The following is a 25,686-nucleotide window of genomic DNA, read 5'->3' on the forward strand; positions in this document are numbered from 1 at the left end:
AGGGTTTTATTAAATTTTGTAGAAATTTAGTTTATTAAGTAATTGTAATTTCATATAAGATAATTATGATTTTAGGAGGGTAATTTTGAAGAAGATATTATTATTAGAAGATGATATAACCTTGTCTATAGGGTTGGAATATGCTTTAAAAAAAGAAGGGTTTAATGTTAAAAAAGCAAAGAATTTAAATGAGGCTAGAACTAACTTAAAAGAAGATAGTTTTGATCTTTTACTTTTGGATTTAATGCTTCCAGATGGAAGTGGATATGATATTTGCAGGGAAGTAAGGGAAAATAGTAGTGTTCCGGTAATATTTATGACTGCCTGTGATGAAGAAGCTAATGTAGTTTTAGGGTTAGATCTAGGTGGAGATGATTATATAGTAAAACCAATTAGAGTAAAGGAACTTTTATCTAGAATAAATGCTGTTCTAAGAAGACATAATAAAAATTTTATTGAAAAGATAATAGTATCCGGAAAAATTGCTATAGAACCACTTAAAGCTAAGGTGACAAAGGGCTCAGAGGAAATAATATTAACAGCAGCGGAATACAAGTTACTTTTAATACTTATAGAAAACAAGGGAAATGTGCTTTCGAGAAATGTACTTTTAGAAAAGCTTTGGGATATAGAGGGGAATTTTGTAGACTCTAATACTTTAAATGTGTATGTCAAAAGATTAAGAGAAAAAATAGAGGAAGATTTTAAAAATCCTAAATATATAGAAACCGTGAGAGGTATAGGATATAGATGGACTGAGGAAGTTAAGGGGGAGAGGAGTTGATAAGATATTTTAAAAATCCTGAAATTAAGTATATGCTATTAAAATTAAGTATGCTTTCAATAGCAATAATAGCCTTAATTATTGTTATTTTTAATATAGAGATGAATAGTTTAAATAAAAAATACATAGAGCAAAATACTTTAATAGTAGGTAATATATTAGCTAAAAACCCTGAATTAGAAGAAGAAGTGATGACTTCACTTAGCTTAAAGCATAGAGATAATTATAATTTAGGACGGGAAGTTCTTAGTAAATATTCCTATGATGAAAACTTAGCTATATATAAAAATCCAAGTATAAATAGTTTTTATATTAAATTTCTTACAAAGGTTATCTTTATGATTTTAATATTTGTATCCATAAATTTTATTATGGCGGCTAATGGATTTACAGGCTTTTATAAACAAATTGAAAAGTTTACTATAGCAGCAGAAAAGGTAATAGAGGGACAGTTTATTAACTTTAATGAGTACAATAAGGAGGGAGAGATTTATTTATTTGCTCATCAGTTTAATTTAATGGCTAATAGGCTTAAGGAATCCATGGATAAGTTAAAAAAAGAAAAGATATTTTTTAAAAATATAATTTCTGATATATCTCATCAGTTAAAAACACCTTTATTCTCTCTTATTATGTTTAATGATCTTATGAAAGAAGAGGATATATCAAAAGAGGACAGAAAAAATTTCTTAATTTTAAGTGAAGAACAGCTAAAGAGGATGCAATGGCTTATTATAAATCTTTTAAAAATAGGAAGATTAGAAGCAGGAGTAATAAACTTTAAGATATCCGAAAATCCTCTTAATTTAACTATATATAAAGCACTATCGGGATTGGTACAAAAATCTGAGGAAAAGAATCAGAATATAATATTAAAAAACTCTCATGAAATTTATTTTAATCATGATGTGGAATGGACAGCAGAAGCTCTTTCAAATATTATAAAGAATGCTATAGAACATACTGAAGAAGGTGGAACTATAGCAATAGAAACAGAAGAAACGCCACTATCTGTATCTATAATTATAAGGGATAATGGAGTAGGAATTCCTGAGGAATTACTAGGAAAAATTTTCGAAAGATTTTATAAGGGAGAGAATTCTATTAACCCAACAAGTCTTGGTATAGGTTTATACTTAAGCAAGTATATTATAGAGCGTCAAAATGGAAGCATAAGGGTGGAAAGTGAAGTAGATAAAGGAGCTAAATTTACCATGATTTTTCTAAAGACTATAATCTAAATTTAAAGGGTATGACTTTAATAGGAATTAGAGTAGTTATATGTAGAATACAATAATTTTTAAAAGAAGGTAATGACTAAAAAGTATTATAATTATTTGAAAACCCACCTGAATTTCAAGCGGGTTTTTCTTTAAATAAAAATTTATTTTTTTATATCCCTGCTACCTGGTTTTATGTAGCCTATTCCATCCTTACACATAGGACAGTTACTTTGTTCATAGCTTTCAATATTAAGCTTTATAGCTGAGTAAATAGGTAAAACTATATCACCTGAACTTCTATCTACTATAGAGGCAATACCTACGACCTCTCCACCAAGGGATTTAATAAGCTGGGCAGTTTCCATAGAAGATTTCCCTGTGGTAACTACATCCTCGGCAATTAGTACTTTTTCAGAAGGCCTTATTTCAAAACCTCGTCTTAAGGTCATAACTCCATTTTCTCTTTCACTAAATATAGCTTTTTTTTCTAACTGTCTTCCAAGCTCGTAAGCTACTACTATTCCTCCCATAGCAGGACCTACTATTATATCAACCTCAATATCTTTAAGTTTATTTGCAACTATTTTTAATACTTCTGCTGCTTTATCTGGATATTGCAAAAGCTTTGCACACTGGCAGTATTTATTACTGTGTCTTCCAGAGGAGAGTAAAAAGTGTCCTTCAAGTAGTGCACCTGATTCTTTTAAAATATCTATAACCATTTTAAAACCTCCATTTATCAATGAATTATTATCTTAAGGCTATTCCAATTATTTCATTTATATCTTTTATTCCTTCAGAACTCATAAAATTTTCAATGTCTTTTATTATGTGGGTACAAATATCAGGTCTTATAAAATTTGCAGTTCCTACCTGCACTAGAGAAGCTCCAGCCATTATGAATTCTAAGGCATCCTGTCCACTGGTTATTCCACCAAGTCCAACTACAGGTATATTTATAGCTCTAGACACTTCATAAACCATTCTGAGTGCTATGGGTTTTATAGAAGGTCCTGAAAGTCCTGCAAAGGTATTATTAAACACTGGCTTTTTTTTATATATATCTATAGCCATGGCTTTTAAAGTGTTAATAAGAGAGATGCTATCCGCGCCGGCTTCGCAACAAGAATATGCCATGTTTACAATGTCTTCTGCATTAGGTGACAGTTTTACCATAAGAGGCTTTTTACAAACCTTTCTTACCTCAGATACCACTTCATAGGCTACTTTGGACTTAACACCAAAGGCCATACCACCAGATTTTACATTGGGACAAGATATGTTTAGTTCAATCATATCTACAGAGGTATGGTTAAGTTTCTCTACTCCTTGTACATATTCTTCAATAGTTGCTCCACCAAGATTAGCAATTATTACAGTATTTAATTTTTCCATTGAGGGTAACTCATTTTGTATAAATCCATCTACTCCTGGGTTTTGAAGACCTACACTATTTAACATTCCGGAAGGAGTTTCATAAACTCTTATGCCATCATTTCCTTCTCTTTGGTTAAGAGTAAGTCCTTTAGTACATATTCCTCCTAGGGTTGATAAATCATAAAAGTCTGAGTATTCTCTACCAAAACCAAAGGTGCCGGAGGCCGCTACTACAGGGTTTTTAAACCCTACTCCATTTATGTTTACCTTCATCATGTAGCTACAATCCTTTCTCTTAAAGAATTAAATCATCTCCATAGAATACGGGGCCATCTTTACAAGTTCTTTTGTTACCATCTTTTGTTTTACAGGTACATACTAAACAAGCTCCTACCCCACAAGCCATTCGTTTTTCCATGGAAATATATGCAGGAATGTTTTTTTCTTTGCAAAGGCTTACTACTTTTTTCATCATTACTTCTGGGCCACAGCAAAGTACTGCAGAATATTTATCTACATCTAATAAATCTGTAATATATCCTTTATGACCCAAACTACCATCTTCCGTGGATATATATATTTCATTTAAATAGTCTTTCATTTCATCTACAGCATAGATATCATTTCTAAAACCTGCATAAAGGTCTATAGTGCAGTCTTTTAGATCTTTCACTAGTTGAACCATGGGGGCTATGCCTATGCCACCTGAAACTATTGCTACTTTCCCATTTATTTTTTCTATATCAAAACCATTTCCAAGGGGACCTGTAACCTCTATTTCTTCTAGAGGTTCTAATTTACTTAAAAGCTCAGTGCCTTGCCCACATACAGCATATAAAAAAGTTATTTCATCTTTATTAAATGAACTTACGCTTATAGGTCTTGGAAGTAAGGGGGCGTTGTACCAGGATTTTAGCATATAAAACTGGCCAGGCTTCATTGACTTGGAGCTAGTATTTACTATAGACATTTTATAAATGTTACTTACTATATTTACATTTTCAATTACTTTAACTTTATTATATTCAGGCTTCATTCACATTTCACTATCCTCTCTTGCAAGCTTTTGATATTTCATCTCTCATTCTTAAAACTTCATTCCTTGCATGTATGTGAAATTTATCTTCTTCATGTTGGAATTTTTTATAGGCAAGCAGTATGGCTCTTGAAGAATTCACAACACCACCATTGCCATCTTTTAAGTAAAGAGCAACATCTTCTGCTTTTCCTCCTTGAGCACCATATCCAGGTATAAGAAAGAAGATTTTAGACAACTCACATCGAAGTTCAATGCCTTCATCTATGTGGGTACACCCAATTACTGCTCCTATTGAGCTGTAACCGCAATCACCTTTATAATTAAGAGCTATGTTACTTAACTTTTCACCTACACCTTTGTAAACTCGTCTACCGTCTTTCCCTTCAATGTATTGAATATCTTCTGAACCAGGATTTGAGGTTCTCACTAGAACAAAAATCCCTTTTTCATTTTTTTCTATATAAGGTAGATAGGGATCTAGAGTGTCCATACCCATATAAGGGTTAAGGGTTATAAAATCACTTTCAAAATCTCCTGTAAAATGTGCCTTTGCATACATTTTTGCAGTTTGGGCTATATCACCCCTTTTTATATCTGCTATAGCCAGGGCACCTATGCTTTTTATATAATCAAGAGACTTTTTATATGCTTTAAGACCTTGTATGCCATAGGATTCATAATAGGCTATTTGAATCTTGAAGCAAGCTGATACATCATAAGTGGTATCTATAATTTTCTTATTAAAATTAAATAAAGCATCTTCTATGGAATTAAACTTTTGAAGAAAATCATTAGGAATATAATCTAAGGAGGTGTCCAATCCTACACAGACTACTCCATTCTCCTCAACTTTTTTATATAATTTATCAACTATCATTTAAATCTCCTTATTCAAAGTATTTATCTTAATTTATATACCTGAAAACTTTGAAATCTCATCACAGTATTCACACCTATACTCACCTTTTTCTTTATCTACAAGATGGAATATATGAGGTATATACTTTTCTACTGAAGTTACGCATCTTGGGTTTTTACATTCTATTATATTTTCTACTTTGTTTGGTAGTTCAAGCTTTAATTTTCTTGTTATAGTTTCATTTTCAATTATATCTATGGTTATTGAAGGATCTAATAATCCAAGTACGGTGTAATCTATATCTAATTCATTTTCAATTTTTATAATATCCTTTTTACCCATCTTAACACTTGGAGCATTCATAATTAAAGCTACAGCGAAATTGGCCTTATCTAATGATAGATAGTTAAATATTTTTATACCAAAACCTGCGCTGATGTGATCTATAACTATTCCTTTTTTTATGCTATTTATTGTAACCATATATTATTCCTCCTTATATGACACCTAAAAGTTTTGCAATAAGAGCCATTCTTGCATACATGCCGTACTTTGCTTGTTTAAAATAATAGGCTCTTGGATCATCGTCAACCTCATAAGAGATTTCATTTACTCTAGGTAGTGGATGAAGAATCATCATATCTTCTTTGGCAAGGGATATCTTATCTTCATTTAATATATAGCTATCTTTTAATCTTATATATTCATCTTCATTGAAGAATCTTTCTTTTTGAACTCTTGTCATGTATAGAATATCTAGAGATCCTATAACATCCTCCATTTTTTCAACTTCAACAAATTCTATATTATTCTTTTTTAGCACTTCTTTTTTTATATAATCTGGGGTTTTTAATTCCTTGGGTGATATGAGTACAAATTTGACATTTTCATATCTAGACATGGCTTTTATTAGTGAATGTACAGTTCTTCCGAATTTTAAATCTCCGCAGGCTCCTATGGTTAGATTTGATAGGCTACCCTTAACAGATCTTATGGTTAGTAAGTCTGTAAGAGTTTGTGTTGGATGTTGATGTCCACCATCTCCAGCGTTTATAACTGGCATATCCGTACTTAAGGCAGCAATTTTAGGAGCTCCCTCTTTAGGGTGCCTCATTGCCGCAATATCAGCATAACAGGCTATGGTTCTTATAGTATCTTTTATACTTTCTCCTTTTGCTGTAGAACTGGAATTAGGCTCGGAAAAACCTAGTACTTGACCACCTAATCTAAGCATGGCAGCCTCGAAGCTGAATCTTGTTCTAGTACTTGGTTCATAAAATAAGGTGGCTAAAATTTTGCCATCACAAAGATGTGAAAATTCTTGTGGATTTGCAATGATTTGATCAGCTAAATTAAAAATTTCATCAAGTTCATAGATTGTAAAATCCATTGGGTCTATTAGACTTCTACCTTTTAACACATTACCATCTCCTTGTTAACCTCGCAGGGCTAAATTTAAAGGGTATATAAACAGCTTTGCTATTTACTTTTAATTTTAAATATTAAAAAATGCCTTCCCTTTAAGGAAGGCATAGTTATACTAAGTCAAAATAATACTAAATATCTATAACTTCCTTCTAGGTTTCACAGAACCAAACTTAAAGGTACTTCTAAAAAATACTTTATCATAGGGATAAAGTTATGTCAATGTAATTTAAAGTGATTTTTTAATGTACAATTAAAAAAATAATACCACATTTAGTATAATAGGGAAATAAAACTAATTTTACATAAATGGGTATTAAGTTATATAAATAAAAAATCTTATTTGATACAATAAAATGCTTAAAGAATAAGAAATTATAGAATCTATTTAAAGAAAAAGTTTCTTCTTGAAAAATGTGAGGAAATCTATTATAAGGATTATGAAAGAATAAATAGAATATATTATCTAAGGAGGATAAAATGATTAGGATAGCTACTATTTTAGATATAAATGAAATTATGGATATTGTTAAAGATACAATTATAGATATGCATAGTAATAATAATTATCAGTGGGATGATGATTATCCTTTAAGGGAGGATTTTGAAAAGGATATAAAAAGTAATGAATTATATGTAATTGAAGAAGAAGGAGAAGTAGCAGGTTTTGTATGTATTAATAAGGAAGAGCCTATAGAGTATAAAACTATAAATTGGTCAGAAGATAAAAAGGCTTATGTAATACATAGATTAGCTATTAGTACTAAATACAGAGGACGAGGAAATGCATATAAATTTATGAAGCTTGCTGAAGATTTAGCTATAGAAAATGGTGTGAATTATTTAAAGACAGATACAAAGTTCTCAAATCTAAAGACACAAAAACTGTTTGAGAAATGTGGTTATAAATATATGGGTATATTCCATTTTCAGAAAAGAGATGGGGAATTTTTTTGTTATGAAAAAATAGTTTAATTATTTATTAGTAACTTACCTTATACATCTTTCATATAATGCTTTTAAAAGTATTATATGAAAGGTGTATTATTTTGTATGAAGTAGGTTTATTAAACTTTATTAAAATGTACCTGCCACTAGAGTCTGAAATTATAGTGTCACAAGATAATTATAAAAGACCTTTAATAATGATGGATGATCTAAACGGAGATGGCATTAAAGAAATAATTGTAGCTTATAAGTGGCATGGAGAAATTTATGTAATGGTGTTAGCTAGATGTTACAACTGTTGGTATGTAATAGCAAATATAAAAGGAGAGGGCTATAATGTTTCATACTTAAAAGCAGCCCCTATAGTAAATAGCAATATAAATGATTTAATTATAGGGTGGCAACAAGGTGCTATATGGTCTGAACTAGATATTTTAAAATGGACACCTCATGGTTTTAAAAAGGTAATAGATGATGGAATATATTACAGTAAAATTGAAGTGGAACAGATGCCTAGCTCAAGTTGTACAAGTTGTACAAATGGTAAAAGTGAAATAGCTTTATGGGTACATGACACAGGAGAGGCTTATAAAGTAGAGATATACAGGTGGAATTTATGCAAATTAGTTCCAGCTAAGGATGTGTATCCTTATTACTTCAAAAAGGTAGCTGATTTTTACAGAGTAAAAACAAAAGAACATCCAGATTTCGTAATGTATTGGTACTATCTAGCAGATGCAGAGGGAAAGGCAGGTATGTACAAGGAAGCACTAAAATCTATAGACAAGGCTTTATTACTTCCAGAGGCTTATCCTTCTAGAGAGGAATTAATAAAACTAAGAAATTATATACTATCAAATATAAGGTATAGGAATATAAATTTATACCCAGCTCCTTTAAGCACTTTAAGTGGGGTTAAATGGGGATATATAAATGAAAAAGGAGAATTTATAATTAAACCTTTCTATAATTTAGCTTTAGACTTTCAAGAAAATGGACTTGCTATTGTACAAGTAAATAATCTTTATGGAATTATAGATGATAAGGGCAATTATATAGTAAAGCCTAAATATAACTATATAAATGAATTTTCAGAAGGTAGGGCCATAGTTATTGATGATAAAGGTTTTACGATAATTAATGAAGATGGAAGAGAGATAATAGATAAAGTATACAATTATATAGGAAATTTTAAGGAGGGAAGGGCACAGTATAGTACTGTAGATGCTAATAATAAATATCTTTATGGATATCTGGATAGAGAAGGAAGAGAAGTTATACCTGCAAAATATGAGTATGTAAATGACTTCATTGAAGGAAAGGCAACAGTTAAAATTGGTGACAGGCAATATGCTCTAATAAATCTAAATGGAGATATATTAAATAGATATAATTACGATTTTGTAGGTAGTTTAAGTGATGGACTTTTAGCCTTTAGAGAAAATCCAGAAAGCAAATATGGTTTTATAGATGAAAAGGGTAATGTAGTTATAAAACCTCAATTTGCATCAGCTCAAGGATTTAGTTCTGGAAGGGCTGTAGTAAATATTTCCGAGGATATTAGTAATAAGTATGGTCTTATAGATAAAAAGGGGAATTATATAATAAATCCTCTTTATAATGATATAAACTTGTTAGGAGAGGATAGAGTATCTGTTGGAATTGCTATAGATGAGAAATCACCTTTTATAGGATCTAAATATGCTATTTCAGATATAGATGGTAAAATACTAACGGACTTTATTTATTATGGGGTTTCAAACTACAAAGAAGGATTTGCATCTGTTTATGATCGTAATAAGACCTTTTTTATAGATAAGGAGGGGAAGAGAGCTGAAAATCTACCTATAGTAGAGGGCAGTGGAACCTTAACCTTAGAAAATTTAGTAGTAAAGGCTTTTGTAGACTATAGAACTTCTTATTTTGATAAGCAAGGAAACCTGATATGGAAACAAAACTCCGTTATTCCTTTAAATGACCAGTATAAAGTAGTAGAAAAAAGATATAGACCTAATAAAGATTACTTAGTATATTATCCTGAAGTTCATGGGATGAAGGATAATCTTTTAGAGAAAAAGGTTAATGATCAGCTTAAGATTTTATCTAATGTAAAACCAATAGAAGAAAATATTCAACTTGATTATAGTTATCTAGGTGATTTTGAAATAGAATTTTTCAAGAAAAATTTATTAGTACTAGAGCTTATAGGTTATAATTATCCTTTTGGAGCAGCTCATGGTATGCCAAGTAAAATATATCCACATATAGATCTAGTTACAGGTAGGTTTTATGAATTAAAAGATTTATTTAAAAAAGATAGTAATTACGTAAAAGTTTTAAGTGATATAATAGGAGAGCAAATAAAGAATAATCCAGAATACTCTTATGTATTCCCAGATGCTTACAAGGGTATAAAAGAAGATCAACCTTTTTATGTATCTGAAAATATACTATATATTTACTTTTATCCTTATGAAATTGCACCTTATGCTGCAGGCTTTCCAACCTTTAAAATACCATATAAGGATATAATGAATATAATTAATATAGAAGGTGACTTTTGGAGATCTTTTAATTAAATGGAAATAGATAAATCAAAAATCATCTAAGATAAAAAATCCTAGATGATTTTTGATTTTAGTTTAATAATATAAAAATTAATTACTTTAAGCCACTTATTTTGCCTTTTAGAGCTTTTATACGGCCATTTACGTATTTAACTAACTCGCTTTTATCATCTTTTATATCAGTTGGTGCATTGGCAATTATATTAATAAGATCTAATTTATTTATTTTTATGTTCTCAGCTAAGTCATTGGCTAAAAATTTATGCTTAATTTTCCAATAGGTAAGGTTAAACTCATCTGACTGTCTTTTATTATAATAACCTTTTTCGATACCAAACTGAAATAAATCTGCGGCTGCCTCTAATTCTTCTAAGTCTTCAACTTGTAAAGTTTCTGTAATAAGATCTTGAAATGCTTTCATTATAAACTCCTTTTCTAATCTCATATTATGGAATCTTACTAAAATCTTTTAGTACAGATTCAAATAAGAGTGATTTTAACAAATGAGTATGTAAAATAGACAAATTTAATCTTAATATATTATGTGAAAAATGTAAATATATTATTTAAGAAATAATTATATAAAATTAAAGATTAATAATGTAAAATAAGGTTAGTTTATCCTAGTAGATAAATGAGAAGAGCATATATGTTAATTTGGGTGTAAAATATAATACATAGGAGGATGAGAGATATGAGTTGTAAATTAGGCATGCCAACATTAATAGAATTTAAAGAAATAGAAGAGAACTTTGTATTATGCAAAGAATTAGGATTAGATTTCATAGAATTAAATATGAACTTACCTTATTGTTTGCCTCAAAACAGTGATTTATTAAAAATAAACTTGTTAAGAGAAAAATATAATGTGGATCTTACAATGCATTTTCCAGAAGAAATTGACTTTGGAGCTTTTTATGAGCCAGTTAGAGAGGCAAATATAACTTTATTTAAGGACTACTGTCAGTGGGCTTCAAAGCTTAATATAAGCAAGATAAATGTGCATTTAAGCCAAGGAGTTTACTTTACATTACCAGAAGAAAAGCAATATGTTTATGACATTTATAAAGAAAAATTTATATCAAACTTAGAAGACTCTTTTAGAAAGCTTAGTTATATAGGAAAAGAATATGGAATAAAGCTTTGTGTAGAGAATACTGTACTTCCTAATTTTTTAGGAGAAGCAATGATTAGGTTATCAAAAATAGATGATGTTTATTTCACTTGGGATATTGGACATGATGCACATTCAAAATATAAAGCTAAAAAATTATATTCAAATTTTGAAAGTAAGGTAATACATATGCATATGCATGATTATAATGGACATTTAGATCACCAGATTTTGTTTGATGGAGATATAGATTTAGAAAGTCGATTAGAGTTCATGAAAAAGAACAACGGAACCATAGTTATTGAAGTTAAAACAGCTAAAGCCTTAGAAGAGTCAGTAAAAAGATTTAAAGAAAAATTTTATTAAACAATAAATAACTAAAATTTTACGCTAGACTAAGTGTATAATTATTATTTAAAGATATATCTTATGTGTACAAGGTATATCAATTGAAAGAGATTATTAATAAATTTGATGTAAAAACTGTAAATGATGTTGAAGAATGTTTTAAGGAAGAGTTAAATAACTAGGAATAAAGTTAACTGAACTTATAGTAAATTGATTTTATCATCAATTTAATTTACAATGATAAGACAAGTATCATAAAGTGTATTTTTAAAATTGGGGAGGTGTTTTAATGATTAAAAAGTTTATAAGCTATTATAAGCCCTATAAAAAACTTTTCTTTTTAGATATGTTATTTGCTATTGTTGCTGTAGTATGTGATTTATTTTATCCAATGATGACTAGAGAGTTAGTTAACAATAGTATTCCTAATAAAAATTTAAGAATGATATTAGTTTTTGCTGGGACTCTTTTAGCTATATATTTAATTAAAATGGCTTGTGCATATTTTATGCAATATTGGGGTCATGTTGTAGGGGTAAGAATGCAGGCTGATATGAGAAGAGACTTGTTTAAGCATCTACAAAAGCTACCTTGCGATTATTTTGATAATAATAAGACAGGGGACATTATGTCTAGGATGGTTAATGACTTAATGGATGTATCTGAGCTTGCTCATCATGGTCCAGAGGACTTATTTATATCTTTAGTTATGATGGTGGGATCTTTCATAATACTATTTACTATAAATAAACCTTTGACTTTAATAGTTTTTGCCTTTGTACCTATTATATTTATATTTGCCTGGGTTAAAAAGAATAAGATGGAAAAAGCTTTTATGGAAACTAGAGTTAAAACAGGAGAAATAAATTCTACTTTACAAAATAGTATATCAGGTATAAAAGTTTCAAAGGCTTTTGTAAGTCATCCACATGAACTTAAAAAGTTCCAAGAAGGTAATAGAAACTTTAAGGAAGCAAGACAAAGAGCTTACAAAGCAATGGCAGAATACTTTTCAGGACTTGGCTTTTGTACAGATATATTAGATTATGTGGCTCTTATAGTAGGAGGATACTTTACCTATAAAGATAAGATAAACATAGGAGACTTTATGGCATATATACTATATGTTAAGATGTTTACTCAACCTATAAAGAAACTTATAAATTTCGTAGAGCAATATCAAAATGGTATGACTGGATTTAAGAGATTTATGGAAATATTAAGTGCGGAAACTGAAAAGGATAAAGAGGATCCTATAGAATTTAATAAGATTAATGGAAAAATAGAATTTAAAAATGTATTTTTTAAATATGAGGATAAGTTTATTCTTAATGGTTTAAACATAGAAATAGAGGCAGGGAAGACCCTTGCTTTAGTTGGTCCATCTGGAGGTGGAAAGACAACTTTATGTAATTTGATACCAAGGTTTTATGATGTGACTTCTGGTGATATTTTAATAGATGACAAGAGTATATATGACGTAAGTCTAGAGGACTTAAGGAGTAGTATAGGTATTGTACAACAAGAGGTATTCTTATTTACAGGAACCGTGAAGGATAATATACTTTATGGAAATCAAGAAGCCACTGAAATGGAAGTGGTAACTGCAGCTAAAAGAGCTAATATACATGATTTTATAATGTCACTACCTGAAGGTTATGATACCTTTATAGGGGAAAGAGGCGTTAAACTATCTGGTGGACAGAAACAAAGAATATCTATAGCAAGAGTATTCCTTAAAAATCCACCAATACTTATATTAGATGAAGCTACTTCAGCTTTAGATAATACCACAGAGTATATGATACAAAAATCCTTAGAAGAGCTTTGCAAAGGAAGAACAACTATAGTGGTGGCACATAGGCTTTCTACCATAAAAAATGCTGATGAAATATTAGTATTAACAGATAATGGAGTAGAAGAAAGCGGCAGTCATCATGAACTATTAAGATTAAATGGAATATATAGTGAATTATATAAGGCTCAATTTGTTAATGATGATGTTTCTTAATACTTAATATGTAAAAGTAAAAACCACAACTAACTCTAAGGTTAGTTGTGGTTTTTATATATGTGATAATATTCTGGTGTTTCATCGGTTATTGTTTCAAAATCATAACCTAAATCTTTGTAATGCTCAATTATTTTAGGAAGAGCCTTTAATGTATTTTCGTTGTTAGCATTACAATGCATAAGTATTATTATGCCACCAGGATAATCTTTTTTAAACTTCTTAGCATTAGAAGCTATTCTATCAGGTGAAAGGTCAGGTTGCATTCCATCTTTAGTATCTGAATTCCAATCATATATCTTAAGGTTATTTTCATGCAATAAATCAAGCATTTTGGTATTTAATTTTCTATATTGGTTAGTACTACCCCAAGGAAATCTTATGATGTTAGGAGAGTGTCCTGTGACTAGCCTTACTTTTTCTTGAGTCTTTAACATTTCACTTACAAAGCCCTCATTACTTCTATATATAGACTTTGCATCATGACTATAGGTATGAAGACCTATAGCATGCCCTTCATCATACATACGTTTTAGGATATCTTCTCTTCCGCTTATTTCTTTTCCAACTACAAAGAAAGTAGATTTAACATCATATTTGTCTAATACTTCTAGTATATCTTTACAGATCTTTTTTCTCGGTCCATCATCAAAGGTAAGATATACTACTTTTTTTATATCATTTTTTGTTTCATCCCTTAATTTTTCTTCTGTTTCATTTTTAATTTCCTCTTTTATATTATTATTTGATTTATTTTTTTCTTCAGTTACTGCAAAGACACTAACAGAAAAATAAAAAGTAAAAAGGCATATAAATGAAACTAAAATTTTAAAAGACTTTTTCAATACAAACACCTTCTTAAATAATTATCTCAAATGAATTAAATAAAAACTTATGTTTTTATCTCCCCAACCTAAATCCCAAGGTACATGATATCTATCTGTAGTATGTGAATTTATTAGAGGGTATCCATGAGAATCAAAGCCTGTAACTATGGCAAAATGATCTATATCTGAACCCTTGGCATAGCATATTACATCTCCAATCTCTAATTTTGATACAGCTGCACAGGGGTTATCATTGCTAGGGATAGCTAAAGCATTAAAGGTTCCCTTTTTAATTAGTCTGCCTCTTCCACTATGTAGAAGATAATTTTTAAAACCATCAGCGTTTACCCAAGCAGTGCTTCCACTAGCACCATCGTATTTGTTATAAACGCAATACCAAGCACCATCAAATTTTAATCCTCCACCTTCTTCCTTATCGCCTAAACACTGAGAAACGTAATTTGTACAATTACCGCCAATCCCTGTGAAATTTTTATATTTTTTATTATATTTTTTCTCATAACCACTAGCCCAAGGAATTCCACAATATTTATCAGCATACTCTACGGCTTTAAATCTATCATACTGTCCTTTAGGGACCTGAGAAGGTATTATTTTTGTTTTAGGACAATTAGGTAGTTGAAATTTAGTACCCTCTGTAGAGTGAACATCTTCCTTTATCTCACCGGAATAAGCTTTTAGGGCATCCTCAAAACAATCTGTATACCAGTCACTATATACTAACCATTTATCCTCTTTTTTTATCAATTCTAAAGAATGAGCTATACCTACTCCAAAAACATTTTCTATGGGATCTTCGTCATCTTTATAAACATATTTGAATTTATAATATTCGTCTATGGCTATTTTAAAACCTTTGTTTGTAGGAGTGATTCTTTTTAAGTTTGGCTCCGAAGTTACTTCAGTAAACGCCATATTTCTTTGAGTTGCCCAATCTCTAAGATATTTTACTCTTTTTACCTCATGTTCTAGTGCCCATCTTCCAAACTTATTTGAGGTATCAAAATAAGAAGGGAGAATTGAAAGATCTCCACTAATAAAAGAAGTGGAGCGGGCATTGTATATGGAACTTATTAACTCTTGTAGTTCTTTTTTAGTTTCTTCACTTACTTTATTAGTTTGAGCTGCATTTGAGCCTCTTATAGTAACTGTAGTAAATAATAAAGTTAAAAATAAGGTTAAAATACAGGTTTTTCTTTTCATACTTAATACCTCCAGTGCTATGACATGGTTCTAATATAGTGTTTCCATACTTATAATTTAATATATAGAAAAAACTAAAGAATTTACTGTGATATAAAGAAATATATATAGTTTATAGTAATTTTTGGAGAAGATTTATGGGTAAAGAAAGTAAGGTTTTAAAGGTATCACTTCCTTTAATAGCTCAAATGACAGTTTATACTTTTATGTCAATTTTTGACATGATGATGATGGGAAAGTATGCAGGTAACATAGCTGTAAATGTATTAGGGTTAAGTAATGCTCTTGTAAATATATTTGCAGGTGTATTTATTATCAATGGAATAGCTATAGGTATGATATCCCTTATATCAAGATGTATAGGTGCAAAAAAATATCACAAAGCTGCTTTATGTGTTTACAATGGATTAATAGTTGGAACAATTTTAGCCTTAGTTATCACCTTTATAATATTTATATTTGGGAAAAATATATTATACAAGATGGGGGCAAGAGAGGATATATTATACATAACATTAAACTTTAGTAAGATAAATGCTTTAGCTATGTTTTTTTATATGATATGTACTCTACTAAATTCTGTATTTATAGCCTATGATCATAGTAATATACCCTTTTTAACTGCTATAGTTCAATTCTTAACTAAAATATTTTTTAACTGGATTTTTATGTTTAACATATTTAAAACAGAAATAAATATAAATAGTTCCGCTCTATCTTCATTAATATGTTATGTAGTTGGATTTATTTTTTGTTTTTTAAAACTTAATGAATACAGAATACAGATAATAGGGCTATATGGAAAGCTTAAAATTTCTTTTAAAACCATGATGGAAATAATATATTTATCTATCCCCTCTTCTTTTGAGGACGCAGCTTATGGTATAAGTAGGCTTATATGTACAAGTATAATAATGTATTCAGGAACCCTTGCTTTTTCAGCTAATGAGATTGCAAATACCATAGAATCTATATCTTTTATGCCAGGTACTGGATTTGGAGTAGCGGCTACTACTCTTGTAGGAATTAGTATAGGTAAAGGAGATGTTAAGGGAGCTAAAAAATCTGCAGATTATTGTGCATTTTGGGCCTTACTTATGATGTGTAGTTTTTCCTTAATATTTCTTTTTATGCCAAGCCTACTTGTTAAGTTTTTTGTAAATAAAGAGGAATGGAAAGTAGCTTATTTAGCTGGAAGATGTTTGGCTATAGGGGCAGCAGAACAACCTTTTATAGCTATATCTATGGTTTTTGCAGGAGCTCTAAAAGGTATAGGAGATACTAAAGGACCATTTTTTATATCACTTTTTACAGCTTGGATTATAAGACTACCATTAATATATTACTTCATATATATATTAAGATATAATATAACAGCAGTGTGGTGGATTACAGCCATACAATGGGGGATAGATGGGATTTTAATGTTTATATTTTTTAGATACAGGATATATAACTATAAAAATATTAATAAAAAATAATAATAAATATTTTAAAATTTTAATTTATTTACAATTAATGGGTTTAAAATTAGTTTTAATATTTTAAAATATAATGAAATTCAATATTATTAAAAAAAATCTAAATTAAACGATAAAATTCTACAAAAAATATTGATGAAATTTATGGAATATTGTACAATATATTTAACGATAGTTATATAAAGGAGAGGGATAATGTGGGGGTGAAGACAGAGGATAGAATTAAACGTGTAAGCTTTAAATTATTCCTGGAGAAAGGCTATTATGGTACAAGCATTAGAGAAATTTGTAAACTATCACATATAGAAGCGCCAACCTTATATTACTATTTCAAATCTAAGAAGGGACTATTGCTCTCGTTATATGATTATTCCTGGGAAAAGTATATGGATGAATTTAATAATATAAATTTATTAGGAAGTAACATTAGTCCAGAAGAAAAGCTATTTGAAATCTTAATTTTTGATATTAATTATACTTATAAAAATCCGTCCTATTCAAAGTTCAATATAAAATGTAGAATTTTTCCACCAAAAGAATTAAATGAAGAACTTATTGAAAGATATAATTTTTGGACAACTAAGAAAGATATTATATTAAAGAAAATTATAAAAGAATATTGGGGGAAAGATTATTTAGATTTTAAAACAAAAGAAGAAGCTGTAAATAGTTTTAATACTTTTACTATGAATATACTGTTTGATATTTTATTTTTCCATAGGGAATTAAAGGGGGCAGAGTTAAGAGAAAAATGGAATATATTTTTAAACTTTAGATTAAACCACTAAAAGAATTAAAGGAGGAATAATAATGAAAGCTTTTAAGGATTTATCAATCAAAATAAAGCTTATACTAGGATTTTTAGCTGTTGCTGTATTAATTGGGGTAGTAGGAATTTGGGGAAGTAGTGGAATGAGTACTGTTTCAAAAAATGCTGAAAAAATGTATTCCTATAATCTTCAAAGTGTGGATAATTTACATATAATGAAAGAAAACCTTTTAGATATAAAAGGTGAAATAGAAGGAATGTTTTTGTATAGAGAAGTGGAATATACTAAAAGTGGATTGGCTAAGGTAGAGAAATTAAAAAAAGAAAATACAGATTTAGTAGAATTTTATTCAAGTAACTTATTATCAGATAAAGAAAAGAATAATTGGACTGTATTTAATAAGAATCTAGAAGAGTATAGAACTTTAAGAGAAAAGATGATAAAGCTAGCTGAAGAAGAGAAGTATGATGAGGGTGCTCTTCTTTTGCCTAAGGATGCTGAAATAAGAAAAAATATGTTTAAAGAGTTAGATGAACTTATAAATATTAATCAAGATGATGCTAAAAATACCAATAAAATCAATAATGATACATTTAAAAAAACCTCTAAGATACTGTATGGCATTATAATATTTGGTTTTTCCTTAGCGGTGATATTGGGGGTATTTATATCAAAATATATTTCATCAGTTTTAAATAAAGGGTTACAATTTGCAGAGGCTATTGGAAATGGTGATTTAACTTTCAGTGTAGAGATTAAAAGTAAAGATGAGTTTGGAAGACTTATAGATGCTTTAAATGCAGCTAGAGAAAAAATAAAAATGATAATAAATAAGGTAATAGATCAATCTCAAGAGATGAGTGCTTCAAGTGAAGAGTTATCTGCAACTCTAGAAGAGATAACAAGTAATTTTGAGAGAATAAATGAAAATACTAATACTATAGTGGATAATGTGCAAGAAATAAGTGCAGTTACTCAGGAGTTATCATCTTCAGTTGAACAAGTGGGTTCAGGAGTTACTCAGTTAGCTACAACTTCTTCAGATGGAAGCCTTCAGTCAAATGATATAAAATCAAGAGCTATAGATATAAAAGAAAATGGGGGTACTTCCAAGAGGGCCATGGAGTCTTTATATGAAGAAAAGCAAAAGAGTATTATAGAAGCTATAGAAAAAGGTAAAGTGGTAAATGATATAAATCTAATTGCAAGCTCTATAGCATCTATTGCAGAGCAGACAAATTTATTAGCCTTAAACGCTGCAATAGAAGCTGCTAGGGCTGGTGAGCATGGAAGAGGATTTGCCATAGTAGCTGAAGAGGTAAGAAAACTTGCAGAGCAATCTTCAGGATATGTGAAAAATATACAAAGTGTAGTTTATAATGTAAAGGGGGCCTTTGATAATATATCATCAAATTCTAGTGATATATTAGGGTTTATAGATAACACAGTTAGAGGAGATTATGATTTATTAATAGAAACTGGAAACAGCTATGAAAAAGATGCAATGTTTGTAAATGAGTTATCTCAAGATATAGCGGCTATGTCTGAAGAGTTAAATGCTTCTACGGAAGAAATAAGCAGTGTGGTTCAAAATATATCAACCAGTATGCAGGATGCATCTTATAGTACACAAGAGATATTAAAAAGTATAACAGAGACAACTAAAGCCGTAGAGCAAGTTTCAATTTCAGCTCAAAGTCAAGCTGAAATTGCTGAAACTCTAAATATGTTAGTTCAAACCTTTAAAGTTTAAGAAAACTTAACAAAGAAATTTACATAAAAATAGGGTTAAAACATAGAAGATAGAGATTTGAAGGGAATATTTCAGATCTCTATTTTTTATGAATAAATTAATAAATTATTAAGAAAATTATAATTTATTGATATTGATATAGCAATTTGATATAATAACAAATGTAAGAAAAAGCTACAGTGAGAATAATGCAGTTTTTCTTAGTGGAATTGCTTATTATTGATTAAATTTGTCTATTTTTAAAAAATAATAAGACTTGACATTTGAGGGGGGATTTATATGGTTATGAATCTTGTAAAAGGGATCTTACTCACTGCCAGGGATATAGTTCCAATATCATTATTTTTAATAGTATTTCAGGTCTTTATTTTAAAGTCGCCTATAGGAGATATTAAGTCTTTGATATTTGGTATTGCATTAAGCATCTTAGGATTATATCTTTTTATAAAAGGACTGGAATACGGTCTTATGCCTTTAGGTAGTTCAGTAGGAGCGAATCTACCATTATTAAATAATAAGGCTCTAATAATTATTTTTGCATTTATATTAGGATACACTACAACTTTGGCAGAACCAGCATTAGCTTCATTGGCTATGGAAATAGAAGAACTTTCTGTAGGTACTATGAATAATAGATGGCTAATTCATGCGGTGGCACTAGGAGTAGGTATAGGTATTTCTCTTGGAATGGTGAAGATAATGTATAAAATTCCATATACACATATAATAATACCTATGGTTTTACTGGCTGCTATATTAGCATATTTTGCGCCAGATAATATAACAGGCATAGCTTTTGACTCAGGAGGAGTTACCACAGGACCGGTTACTGTACCGTTAAATATGGCTTTAGCTATAGGATTATCTTCCGTAATAGGAGGAAGTGATCCTCTTATTCAAGGCTTTGGTATAATAGGTCTTGCTTCAATTACTCCTATAATTACTGTATTATTATTAGGTATTATAGTAAGATTTTAAGGAGGACATTTTATTCATGTTTGAAGTACAGGCTATTATTGTAATAGTAGATAGAGGAAAAGCTCATAAGCTAGTTCAAACAGCTAAAAAAGCTGGAGCAAAAGGAGCTACTATATTTTATGGAAGAGGTACTGGGGAAAGCGAAGGAAAGAAGTTTTTTAATTTAGATGTGGAACCATCTAAAGAGGTAATAATAATACTTTCCGAAAAAGAAAATATTAAAACTATAAAGGATGCAGTAGTTGAAGATGGAAAGCTCAGAGAGCCTGGTACAGGAATAATATTTACTATACCTGTATCTGATATAATAGGATTGCATCATAGAGAAGAGTAAATTGAATTTTATTATATTTTATGCTAAGATTGTAAGATGAAATTAAAAAGGTGATGGAGTTCACCGTAATTGCGCAAAGCTAATGACTCCTACAGGTGTTTTATTTGTGTACCTGTGGGAGTTTTTTTATGTTTGTTTATATTTATTTTATAAGGAGGTATGTTTATGGCAACAAGCTTAGCTATAATCTTATTATTAGGTTTATTGTTCAATGATATTTTTCAAAAGATTAAAATGCCAGGTTTACTCGGTATGCTTATTTTAGGGGTACTTATAGGACCTTACGGATTAAATTTACTTGGACCTGAAATTATGTCTATTTCATCTGATCTTAGAAAAATAGCGTTAATAATAATTTTACTAAGGGCTGGATTTGGAATAAACAGAGAAGACCTAAATAAAGTAGGTAAAACTGCACTAAAACTAAGTTGTATACCTGGGCTTATAGAGGGCTTTTTAATAGCTTTGGTTTCCACTAAAGTTTTAGGATTTTCTTTTATTCAAGGTGGAATACTAGGATTTATTCTTGCTGCAGTTTCTCCAGCAGTGGTAGTGCCTCAGATGTTAGACTTTATGAAAAGAAGATTAGGTACCAATAAAGGTATACCTACTTTAATACTAGCAGGAGCCTCAATAGATGATGTTTTTGCTATAACCATATTTAGCACATTTTTAGCTTTGTATAGTGGTAAAAATGCTAACATAGCAATTAACCTTTTAGGAATACCAATATCCATTATTTTAGGTATATCTCTCGGTGTTATAATTGGAATAATACTTATTGTATTATTTAAAAATTACCATATAAGAGATAGTAAAAAAGTTTTAATTATATTAGGAACAGCTATTATTCTAACAACTTTAGAGAATATTTTAAAAAACAAAATTCAAATAGCTGCACTTTTAGGAGTTATGACTATAGGATTTATTATTGTTGAAAAATTACCTGATGTGGGTAGACGGCTAGCTTTAAAGTTTGATAAGATCTGGGTTTTTGCTGAAATACTATTGTTTGTACTAGTAGGAGCTCAAGTTAATGTAAGTGTAGCTTTAAATGGCGGAGTAAAAGGGATAATTATAATAGTTTTGGGACTCATAGGTAGAAGTATTGGAGTTTTAATTTCATTAATAGGTACAGAGCTTAATTTTAATGAAAGATTATTCTGCGTTATTTCATACATACCTAAGGCTACAGTTCAAGCGGCTATTGGAGCAGTGCCTCTTTCTTTAGGAGTAAATGGAGGAGAACTTATATTAGCTATTGCAGTATTGTCTATAATTATAACTGCCCCGTTAGGAGCTATTGGTATAAGCAAATCTGGGGAAAAACTACTTACTGTAGAATTAATAGATTAATACATGACTTATACAATAATAAATCCTAATATAAGGAGTATATCAGGATTTATTTTTAGTCAATATAGAAAAGAGGCTTTATTTATTATAGAAAATATTTTTAATCCACATAGATAAATAATCTTTATTTATCAAAGGAAGGGTTTAGAGAAAATATATAAAAGGATGGGGTAGGGTGAGGGAGAAAGTTAAAACTTACATAAAGGTTTTAAAAATTAAGGGGAATGATTTAAAAAAAGAAGTAATGGCGTTATATTTAGCCTATAAGAAAAATGATGTGCCTTGGTATGCTAAGGTTTTTGTTATGATTGTGGTTGGGTATGCTTTAAGCCCAATTGACTTAATTCCTGATTTTATACCCATATTAGGATACTTAGATGACATTATACTTATACCTTTAGGAGTTTCTTTAGCGATTAAAATGATTCCAAAGGATATATTAGAAGAATGTAGAAAGGAAGCTGAGGATATATTTAAGGATAAAAAGCCTAAAAATTGGGTAGCAGCTGCTGTAATAACAGTGTTATGGGTATTGATTATAATTACAATACTACATAAATTTATTAATAGATATTAAATAATATTCTTTTAAGTTAAGATTTTATAAAAAGTGTAAAAATAGATTTTGAATATACCCCACGCTCTTTAAAAATGAGAGTGTGGGGTTTTGGTTTATGAATACAATAAAATTACTTTTTATTGTATTAAAATACTTATATAACATTAAATTGTAAAATATTATACATTTAATACGTTGTTTTCCATTTTATGTGTAAAAATTAGACATTTTATAAAATATTATGCTATAATATAGCCTAATTGCCAGTAAAGAAAGTATTTTTTTATAAATTTGATGGCTTTTAGGAGGGTTTTTTTTGAGTAATGTGCTTATAAAAGAAAAAAAGATAAAGCTTAAAGATGAGAATCTTTGTCTTTGTGGCAGTGGAATTTTCTATGAAGAATGCTGTAAATCAAAAAAACAAGAATATTATACTCTAGGAAAAAACTATGAGGATAGAGATATAATTTTTAATCATACATATAACATGGAAGTTTATGATGAAATAACGGATTATGCTATGAGTAATATATTTAATTTAGAAGGACAAGCTGTATTATCTATTTCTAAATCCTTAGGGATTTTAAATAATCTTTATAATAAGGTTAATAAGGGAATAGAACAATTTGCAGAATTTGCTCCTTGTAGGAAAGGTTGTTCTTCTTGTTGTAGTTTATATGTAGACTGTACAGCTATTGAGGCTGAAAATATAAGAAGATATGTTGTAGAAAATAAAAATAACAAGGAAATAAATTTATATAAAGAAAAGTTAAATACAATGAAGGAAACAATGGAAACTACTTCTAGGCCCTATGAATTAGATAAGAAAGATTTGGACAAGTTATACTATAAGTATGCTTCTAAGAAAACTTCCTGTATGTTTTTAAATGCAGAGGGAGGTTGTGGGGTATATGAGGTAAGACCTTTAAGCTGTAGGAAATTCATAGTTTTCTCATCGGAAGAGAAGTGCAGAAATAGTATTTCTGAGGTGGTATCCCCTAACCTAGCACCAGCTAATATAGGTAGGCTTTCTATAGATCATTTATCAATGGTTACTGGAAGATATAAAAATTTAATATACATAAATCAAGGAGAAAAAAATCCTATTAAAAGACCTCTCATAGAATGGTTTAAGGATGACTTTGAAGATATAAATAGAGAGATTTAACAAAGGGAGCCTTGAATAAATATGGTGTCTAATGCATGAATATTGTTGTGTAATTTTAAAAGGCTAAAGTTGAAACCTTTTCATTTAAAGGTTATTATATTATTATGATAATTTAAGATTTAACATATTCTGTTTTAAGAAAGGAGAATCCTAATGAATAAAGAAGTAGTATCAACAAATAACGCACCAGGAGCTATTGGACCGTACTCTCAAGCTGTTAAGGTAGGTAATTTTGTTTATACATCTGGTCAACTTCCTATAAATACACAAAGCGGTGAGTTAATTGAGGACATAAAGAAAGCTACAGCTCAATGTTTAGATAATGTTAAAGCCATATTAGAAGAAGCTGGAACAAGCATGGATAGGGTTGTTAAGACTTTAGTTTTCTTAAAAGATTTAAATGATTTTGCAGATATGAATGAAGTTTATGCAACATATTTTAAAGAGAATCCACCAGCTAGATCCTGTGTTCAGGTTGCAAAGTTACCTAAAGATGCAAGAGTGGAAATAGAAGTCATAGCATTGGTATAGATTTAAGAGTAAAGTCTTAAAGTGCAACTTAATATTATAATGTTAACCTCTTACTATAAAATATATGAATTATTTTATAGTAAGAGGTTATTTTTATAGGGATGTATTAATTAGGATATAAGCAGTTTTATTTATAACTTTAGATGGATGAAATAAATAGGGTTAAATTTTACATAAAAATGAAAAATTCATAATTTTATAATAACTATTTGAACAAACCATTAATAAACTATAAACTAAGGGTCATAAACCTTGACATAAAACCCTGTTAATATAAAATAGGAGTTATAGAAGACCGGTCTACTTAAAGGTATCTACTTATATTTATCTTAGAAGGGGGTAGATTTTCAATGCCAGTAGATAACATACAAGCTTTTGAAAGAAGCGGTAATTTAAAAAGATTAAGAGCTGAGGGATTTGTTCCGGGAGTAATTTATGGACAAGATCTTGAACCTAAGTCTATTCAATTTGAATCTTCAGATATTAGTAAACTTTTGAAGGAAAATACAAAAACATCCAGAATTAAGGTTAATATTGGAGATAAAACTAAAAGATGTATAGTTAAATCCGTACAAAAGGATGTACTTAAAGGAGAAATACTTAATATAGATTTACAAGCTATAAGTGAAAATGAAGAAATAAAGCTTAAAGTACCAGTTACCTTTACTGGTAGGAGTATGCTTGAAAATAAGAATTTATTACTTGAAAACTATCTTATGGAAATAGAGTTAAGTGGTAAAGTAAAGGATATGCCTGAGTTAATTGAAATAGATGTAGAAAAGATGAAATTTGGAGATAAAGTTATGGTGAGTGATTTAGAGTTTAATGATAACCTTACTGTAGTTAGTGCTCCAGATGAAATTATTGCAGTAATATCTTCTTCAAAACAACAAGTTATGGAAGAAGAATCAGAAGAATAAAAATATTTTTTAGACAAAAAATAAATAGGTTTTGGTTTACAAAAAATCAAAGTTGTCCCCAAGGTTTAAATGGGACAACTTTTTAATTTT

The 25,686-nt window shown here is 29.5% G+C and carries 25 protein-coding genes and 1 riboswitch; of the genes, 16 read left to right on the forward strand and 9 right to left on the reverse strand.

Translation table 11 applies throughout. The features are described from left to right. Nucleotides 1–85: 85 nt before the first annotated feature. On the forward strand, nucleotides 86–784 hold the full coding sequence (locus KQI89_RS09105; protein WP_216456842.1) for a response regulator transcription factor: 699 nt from the start codon (nucleotides 86–88) through the stop codon (nucleotides 782–784). Then, nucleotides 781–2,025, forward strand: a complete 1,245-nt coding sequence (locus KQI89_RS09110; protein ID WP_216456843.1) for a sensor histidine kinase — start codon at nucleotides 781–783, stop codon at nucleotides 2,023–2,025. The genes KQI89_RS09105 and KQI89_RS09110 overlap by 4 nt, the downstream gene beginning before the upstream one ends. Before the next feature lie 143 nt (nucleotides 2,026–2,168). Here KQI89_RS09110 and pyrE read toward each other — a convergent pair whose 3' ends face one another. The 6 genes from pyrE to pyrB are packed head-to-tail and all read right to left on the reverse strand — an operon-like array spanning nucleotide 2,169 to nucleotide 6,702. Beyond that, nucleotides 2,169–2,729, reverse strand: coding sequence for an orotate phosphoribosyltransferase (gene pyrE, locus KQI89_RS09115; protein ID WP_216456844.1), 561 nt, complete (start codon nucleotides 2,727–2,729; stop codon nucleotides 2,169–2,171). Nucleotides 2,730–2,757: 28 nt separating this feature from the next. After that, complete coding sequence (locus KQI89_RS09120) at nucleotides 2,758–3,660, reverse strand: dihydroorotate dehydrogenase (RefSeq protein WP_216456845.1); 903 nt, start codon at nucleotides 3,658–3,660, stop codon at nucleotides 2,758–2,760. A 19-nt stretch (nucleotides 3,661–3,679) separates the two neighbouring features. Next, the gene (locus tag KQI89_RS09125; protein ID WP_216456846.1) at nucleotides 3,680–4,420 is read right to left on the reverse strand and encodes a dihydroorotate dehydrogenase electron transfer subunit; all 741 of its coding nucleotides are present in this window, start codon (nucleotides 4,418–4,420) and stop codon (nucleotides 3,680–3,682) included. A gap of 10 nt (nucleotides 4,421–4,430) precedes the next feature. Further along, nucleotides 4,431–5,300 (reverse strand): orotidine-5'-phosphate decarboxylase, encoded by an 870-nt coding sequence (pyrF, locus tag KQI89_RS09130; protein ID WP_216456847.1) that lies wholly within the window; start codon nucleotides 5,298–5,300, stop codon nucleotides 4,431–4,433. A gap of 33 nt (nucleotides 5,301–5,333) precedes the next feature. After that, nucleotides 5,334–5,765: an aspartate carbamoyltransferase regulatory subunit gene (locus KQI89_RS09135; protein ID WP_032120555.1), complete on the reverse strand. Its 432-nt coding sequence runs from the start codon at nucleotides 5,763–5,765 to the stop codon at nucleotides 5,334–5,336. Between the two features lie 13 nt (nucleotides 5,766–5,778). Further along, nucleotides 5,779–6,702 carry an aspartate carbamoyltransferase gene (gene pyrB / locus KQI89_RS09140; protein ID WP_216456848.1) on the reverse strand — a complete coding sequence of 308 codons (924 nt, stop codon included), beginning with the start codon at nucleotides 6,700–6,702 and terminating at the stop codon, nucleotides 5,779–5,781. A 485-nt stretch (nucleotides 6,703–7,187) separates the two neighbouring features. Between pyrB and KQI89_RS09145 the strand changes: the two genes are divergently transcribed. Then, on the forward strand, nucleotides 7,188–7,682 hold the full coding sequence (locus KQI89_RS09145; RefSeq protein ID WP_216456849.1) for a GNAT family N-acetyltransferase: 495 nt from the start codon (nucleotides 7,188–7,190) through the stop codon (nucleotides 7,680–7,682). Nucleotides 7,683–7,720: 38 nt separating this feature from the next. Beyond that, nucleotides 7,721–10,234 (forward strand): WG repeat-containing protein, encoded by a 2,514-nt coding sequence (locus KQI89_RS09150; RefSeq protein WP_216456850.1) that lies wholly within the window; start codon nucleotides 7,721–7,723, stop codon nucleotides 10,232–10,234. Nucleotides 10,235–10,316: 82 nt separating this feature from the next. Here KQI89_RS09150 and KQI89_RS09155 read toward each other — a convergent pair whose 3' ends face one another. After that, nucleotides 10,317–10,643, reverse strand: a complete 327-nt coding sequence (locus KQI89_RS09155) for a hypothetical protein (protein ID WP_032120560.1) — start codon at nucleotides 10,641–10,643, stop codon at nucleotides 10,317–10,319. A gap of 273 nt (nucleotides 10,644–10,916) precedes the next feature. Here KQI89_RS09155 and KQI89_RS09160 point away from each other — a divergent pair, with 273 nt between their 5' ends. Next, nucleotides 10,917–11,702 (forward strand): sugar phosphate isomerase/epimerase family protein, encoded by a 786-nt coding sequence (locus tag KQI89_RS09160; RefSeq protein ID WP_216456851.1) that lies wholly within the window; start codon nucleotides 10,917–10,919, stop codon nucleotides 11,700–11,702. 271 nt (nucleotides 11,703–11,973) lie between these two features. Beyond that, on the forward strand, nucleotides 11,974–13,695 hold the full coding sequence (locus tag KQI89_RS09165) for an ABC transporter ATP-binding protein (protein ID WP_032120562.1): 1,722 nt from the start codon (nucleotides 11,974–11,976) through the stop codon (nucleotides 13,693–13,695). Nucleotides 13,696–13,736: 41 nt separating this feature from the next. On the opposite strand, the gene KQI89_RS09170 is transcribed toward KQI89_RS09165, so the two are convergent. Then, nucleotides 13,737–14,540, reverse strand: coding sequence for a polysaccharide deacetylase family protein (locus tag KQI89_RS09170; protein ID WP_243125355.1), 804 nt, complete (start codon nucleotides 14,538–14,540; stop codon nucleotides 13,737–13,739). A 21-nt stretch (nucleotides 14,541–14,561) separates the two neighbouring features. After that, nucleotides 14,562–15,746: an amidase domain-containing protein gene (locus tag KQI89_RS09175; RefSeq protein ID WP_246583044.1), complete on the reverse strand. Its 1,185-nt coding sequence runs from the start codon at nucleotides 15,744–15,746 to the stop codon at nucleotides 14,562–14,564. A gap of 137 nt (nucleotides 15,747–15,883) precedes the next feature. On the opposite strand from KQI89_RS09175, the gene KQI89_RS09180 reads away from it, so the two are divergent. The 10 genes from KQI89_RS09180 to KQI89_RS09225 all read left to right on the forward strand — a co-directional run bounded on the left by KQI89_RS09180 (nucleotide 15,884) and on the right by KQI89_RS09225 (nucleotide 25,596). Further along, complete coding sequence (locus KQI89_RS09180; protein ID WP_216456852.1) at nucleotides 15,884–17,227, forward strand: MATE family efflux transporter; 1,344 nt, start codon at nucleotides 15,884–15,886, stop codon at nucleotides 17,225–17,227. A 197-nt stretch (nucleotides 17,228–17,424) separates the two neighbouring features. Further along, on the forward strand, nucleotides 17,425–18,015 hold the full coding sequence (locus tag KQI89_RS09185) for a TetR/AcrR family transcriptional regulator (RefSeq protein WP_216456853.1): 591 nt from the start codon (nucleotides 17,425–17,427) through the stop codon (nucleotides 18,013–18,015). A gap of 22 nt (nucleotides 18,016–18,037) precedes the next feature. Beyond that, nucleotides 18,038–19,750: a methyl-accepting chemotaxis protein gene (locus KQI89_RS09190; RefSeq protein ID WP_216456854.1), complete on the forward strand. Its 1,713-nt coding sequence runs from the start codon at nucleotides 18,038–18,040 to the stop codon at nucleotides 19,748–19,750. A 279-nt stretch (nucleotides 19,751–20,029) separates the two neighbouring features. Continuing rightward, the gene (locus KQI89_RS09195) at nucleotides 20,030–20,728 is read left to right on the forward strand and encodes a DUF1538 domain-containing protein (RefSeq protein ID WP_216456855.1); all 699 of its coding nucleotides are present in this window, start codon (nucleotides 20,030–20,032) and stop codon (nucleotides 20,726–20,728) included. 16 nt (nucleotides 20,729–20,744) lie between these two features. Then, a complete protein-coding gene (locus KQI89_RS09200) occupies nucleotides 20,745–21,062 on the forward strand; it encodes a P-II family nitrogen regulator (RefSeq protein WP_216456856.1) in 318 nt (105 codons plus the stop codon). 40 nt (nucleotides 21,063–21,102) lie between these two features. After that, nucleotides 21,103–21,161, forward strand: a riboswitch (Fluoride riboswitch). A 66-nt stretch (nucleotides 21,162–21,227) separates the two neighbouring features. Beyond that, nucleotides 21,228–22,418 (forward strand): cation:proton antiporter domain-containing protein, encoded by a 1,191-nt coding sequence (locus KQI89_RS09205; RefSeq protein ID WP_216456857.1) that lies wholly within the window; start codon nucleotides 21,228–21,230, stop codon nucleotides 22,416–22,418. A 175-nt stretch (nucleotides 22,419–22,593) separates the two neighbouring features. Further along, nucleotides 22,594–22,995, forward strand: coding sequence for a YkvA family protein (locus KQI89_RS09210; protein WP_343216350.1), 402 nt, complete (start codon nucleotides 22,594–22,596; stop codon nucleotides 22,993–22,995). A gap of 307 nt (nucleotides 22,996–23,302) precedes the next feature. Further along, a complete protein-coding gene (locus KQI89_RS09215; RefSeq protein ID WP_343216352.1) occupies nucleotides 23,303–24,145 on the forward strand; it encodes a YkgJ family cysteine cluster protein in 843 nt (280 codons plus the stop codon). Between the two features lie 153 nt (nucleotides 24,146–24,298). Then, the gene (locus tag KQI89_RS09220) at nucleotides 24,299–24,676 is read left to right on the forward strand and encodes a RidA family protein (protein WP_032120570.1); all 378 of its coding nucleotides are present in this window, start codon (nucleotides 24,299–24,301) and stop codon (nucleotides 24,674–24,676) included. A gap of 350 nt (nucleotides 24,677–25,026) precedes the next feature. Next, the gene (locus tag KQI89_RS09225; RefSeq protein ID WP_216456859.1) at nucleotides 25,027–25,596 is read left to right on the forward strand and encodes a 50S ribosomal protein L25; all 570 of its coding nucleotides are present in this window, start codon (nucleotides 25,027–25,029) and stop codon (nucleotides 25,594–25,596) included. Nucleotides 25,597–25,686: the final 90 nt, after the last annotated feature.

This window comes from Clostridium simiarum, from assembly GCF_018919175.1.
GTDB lineage: Bacteria > Bacillota > Clostridia > Clostridiales > Clostridiaceae > Clostridium_L > Clostridium_L simiarum.

Coding starts and splice junctions, on each gene's coding strand:
- pyrE (WP_216456844.1), bottom strand. CDS start 2,729: ATGGTTATAGATATTTTAAAAGAATCAGGTGCACTACTTGAAGGACAC.
- KQI89_RS09120 (WP_216456845.1), bottom strand. CDS start 3,660: ATGATGAAGGTAAACATAAATGGAGTAGGGTTTAAAAACCCTGTAGTA.
- KQI89_RS09125 (WP_216456846.1), bottom strand. CDS start 4,420: ATGAAGCCTGAATATAATAAAGTTAAAGTAATTGAAAATGTAAATATA.
- pyrF (WP_216456847.1), bottom strand. CDS start 5,300: ATGATAGTTGATAAATTATATAAAAAAGTTGAGGAGAATGGAGTAGTC.
- KQI89_RS09135 (WP_032120555.1), bottom strand. CDS start 5,765: ATGGTTACAATAAATAGCATAAAAAAAGGAATAGTTATAGATCACATC.
- KQI89_RS09145 (WP_216456849.1), top strand. CDS start 7,188: ATGATTAGGATAGCTACTATTTTAGATATAAATGAAATTATGGATATT.
- KQI89_RS09150 (WP_216456850.1), top strand. CDS start 7,721: ATGCTTTTAAAAGTATTATATGAAAGGTGTATTATTTTGTATGAAGTA.
- KQI89_RS09155 (WP_032120560.1), bottom strand. CDS start 10,643: ATGAAAGCATTTCAAGATCTTATTACAGAAACTTTACAAGTTGAAGAC.
- KQI89_RS09160 (WP_216456851.1), top strand. CDS start 10,917: ATGAGTTGTAAATTAGGCATGCCAACATTAATAGAATTTAAAGAAATA.
- KQI89_RS09165 (WP_032120562.1), top strand. CDS start 11,974: ATGATTAAAAAGTTTATAAGCTATTATAAGCCCTATAAAAAACTTTTC.
- KQI89_RS09175 (WP_246583044.1), bottom strand. CDS start 15,746: ATGAAAAGAAAAACCTGTATTTTAACCTTATTTTTAACTTTATTATTT.
- KQI89_RS09180 (WP_216456852.1), top strand. CDS start 15,884: ATGGGTAAAGAAAGTAAGGTTTTAAAGGTATCACTTCCTTTAATAGCT.
- KQI89_RS09190 (WP_216456854.1), top strand. CDS start 18,038: ATGAAAGCTTTTAAGGATTTATCAATCAAAATAAAGCTTATACTAGGA.
- KQI89_RS09195 (WP_216456855.1), top strand. CDS start 20,030: ATGGTTATGAATCTTGTAAAAGGGATCTTACTCACTGCCAGGGATATA.
- KQI89_RS09200 (WP_216456856.1), top strand. CDS start 20,745: ATGTTTGAAGTACAGGCTATTATTGTAATAGTAGATAGAGGAAAAGCT.
- KQI89_RS09205 (WP_216456857.1), top strand. CDS start 21,228: ATGGCAACAAGCTTAGCTATAATCTTATTATTAGGTTTATTGTTCAAT.
- KQI89_RS09220 (WP_032120570.1), top strand. CDS start 24,299: ATGAATAAAGAAGTAGTATCAACAAATAACGCACCAGGAGCTATTGGA.
- KQI89_RS09225 (WP_216456859.1), top strand. CDS start 25,027: ATGCCAGTAGATAACATACAAGCTTTTGAAAGAAGCGGTAATTTAAAA.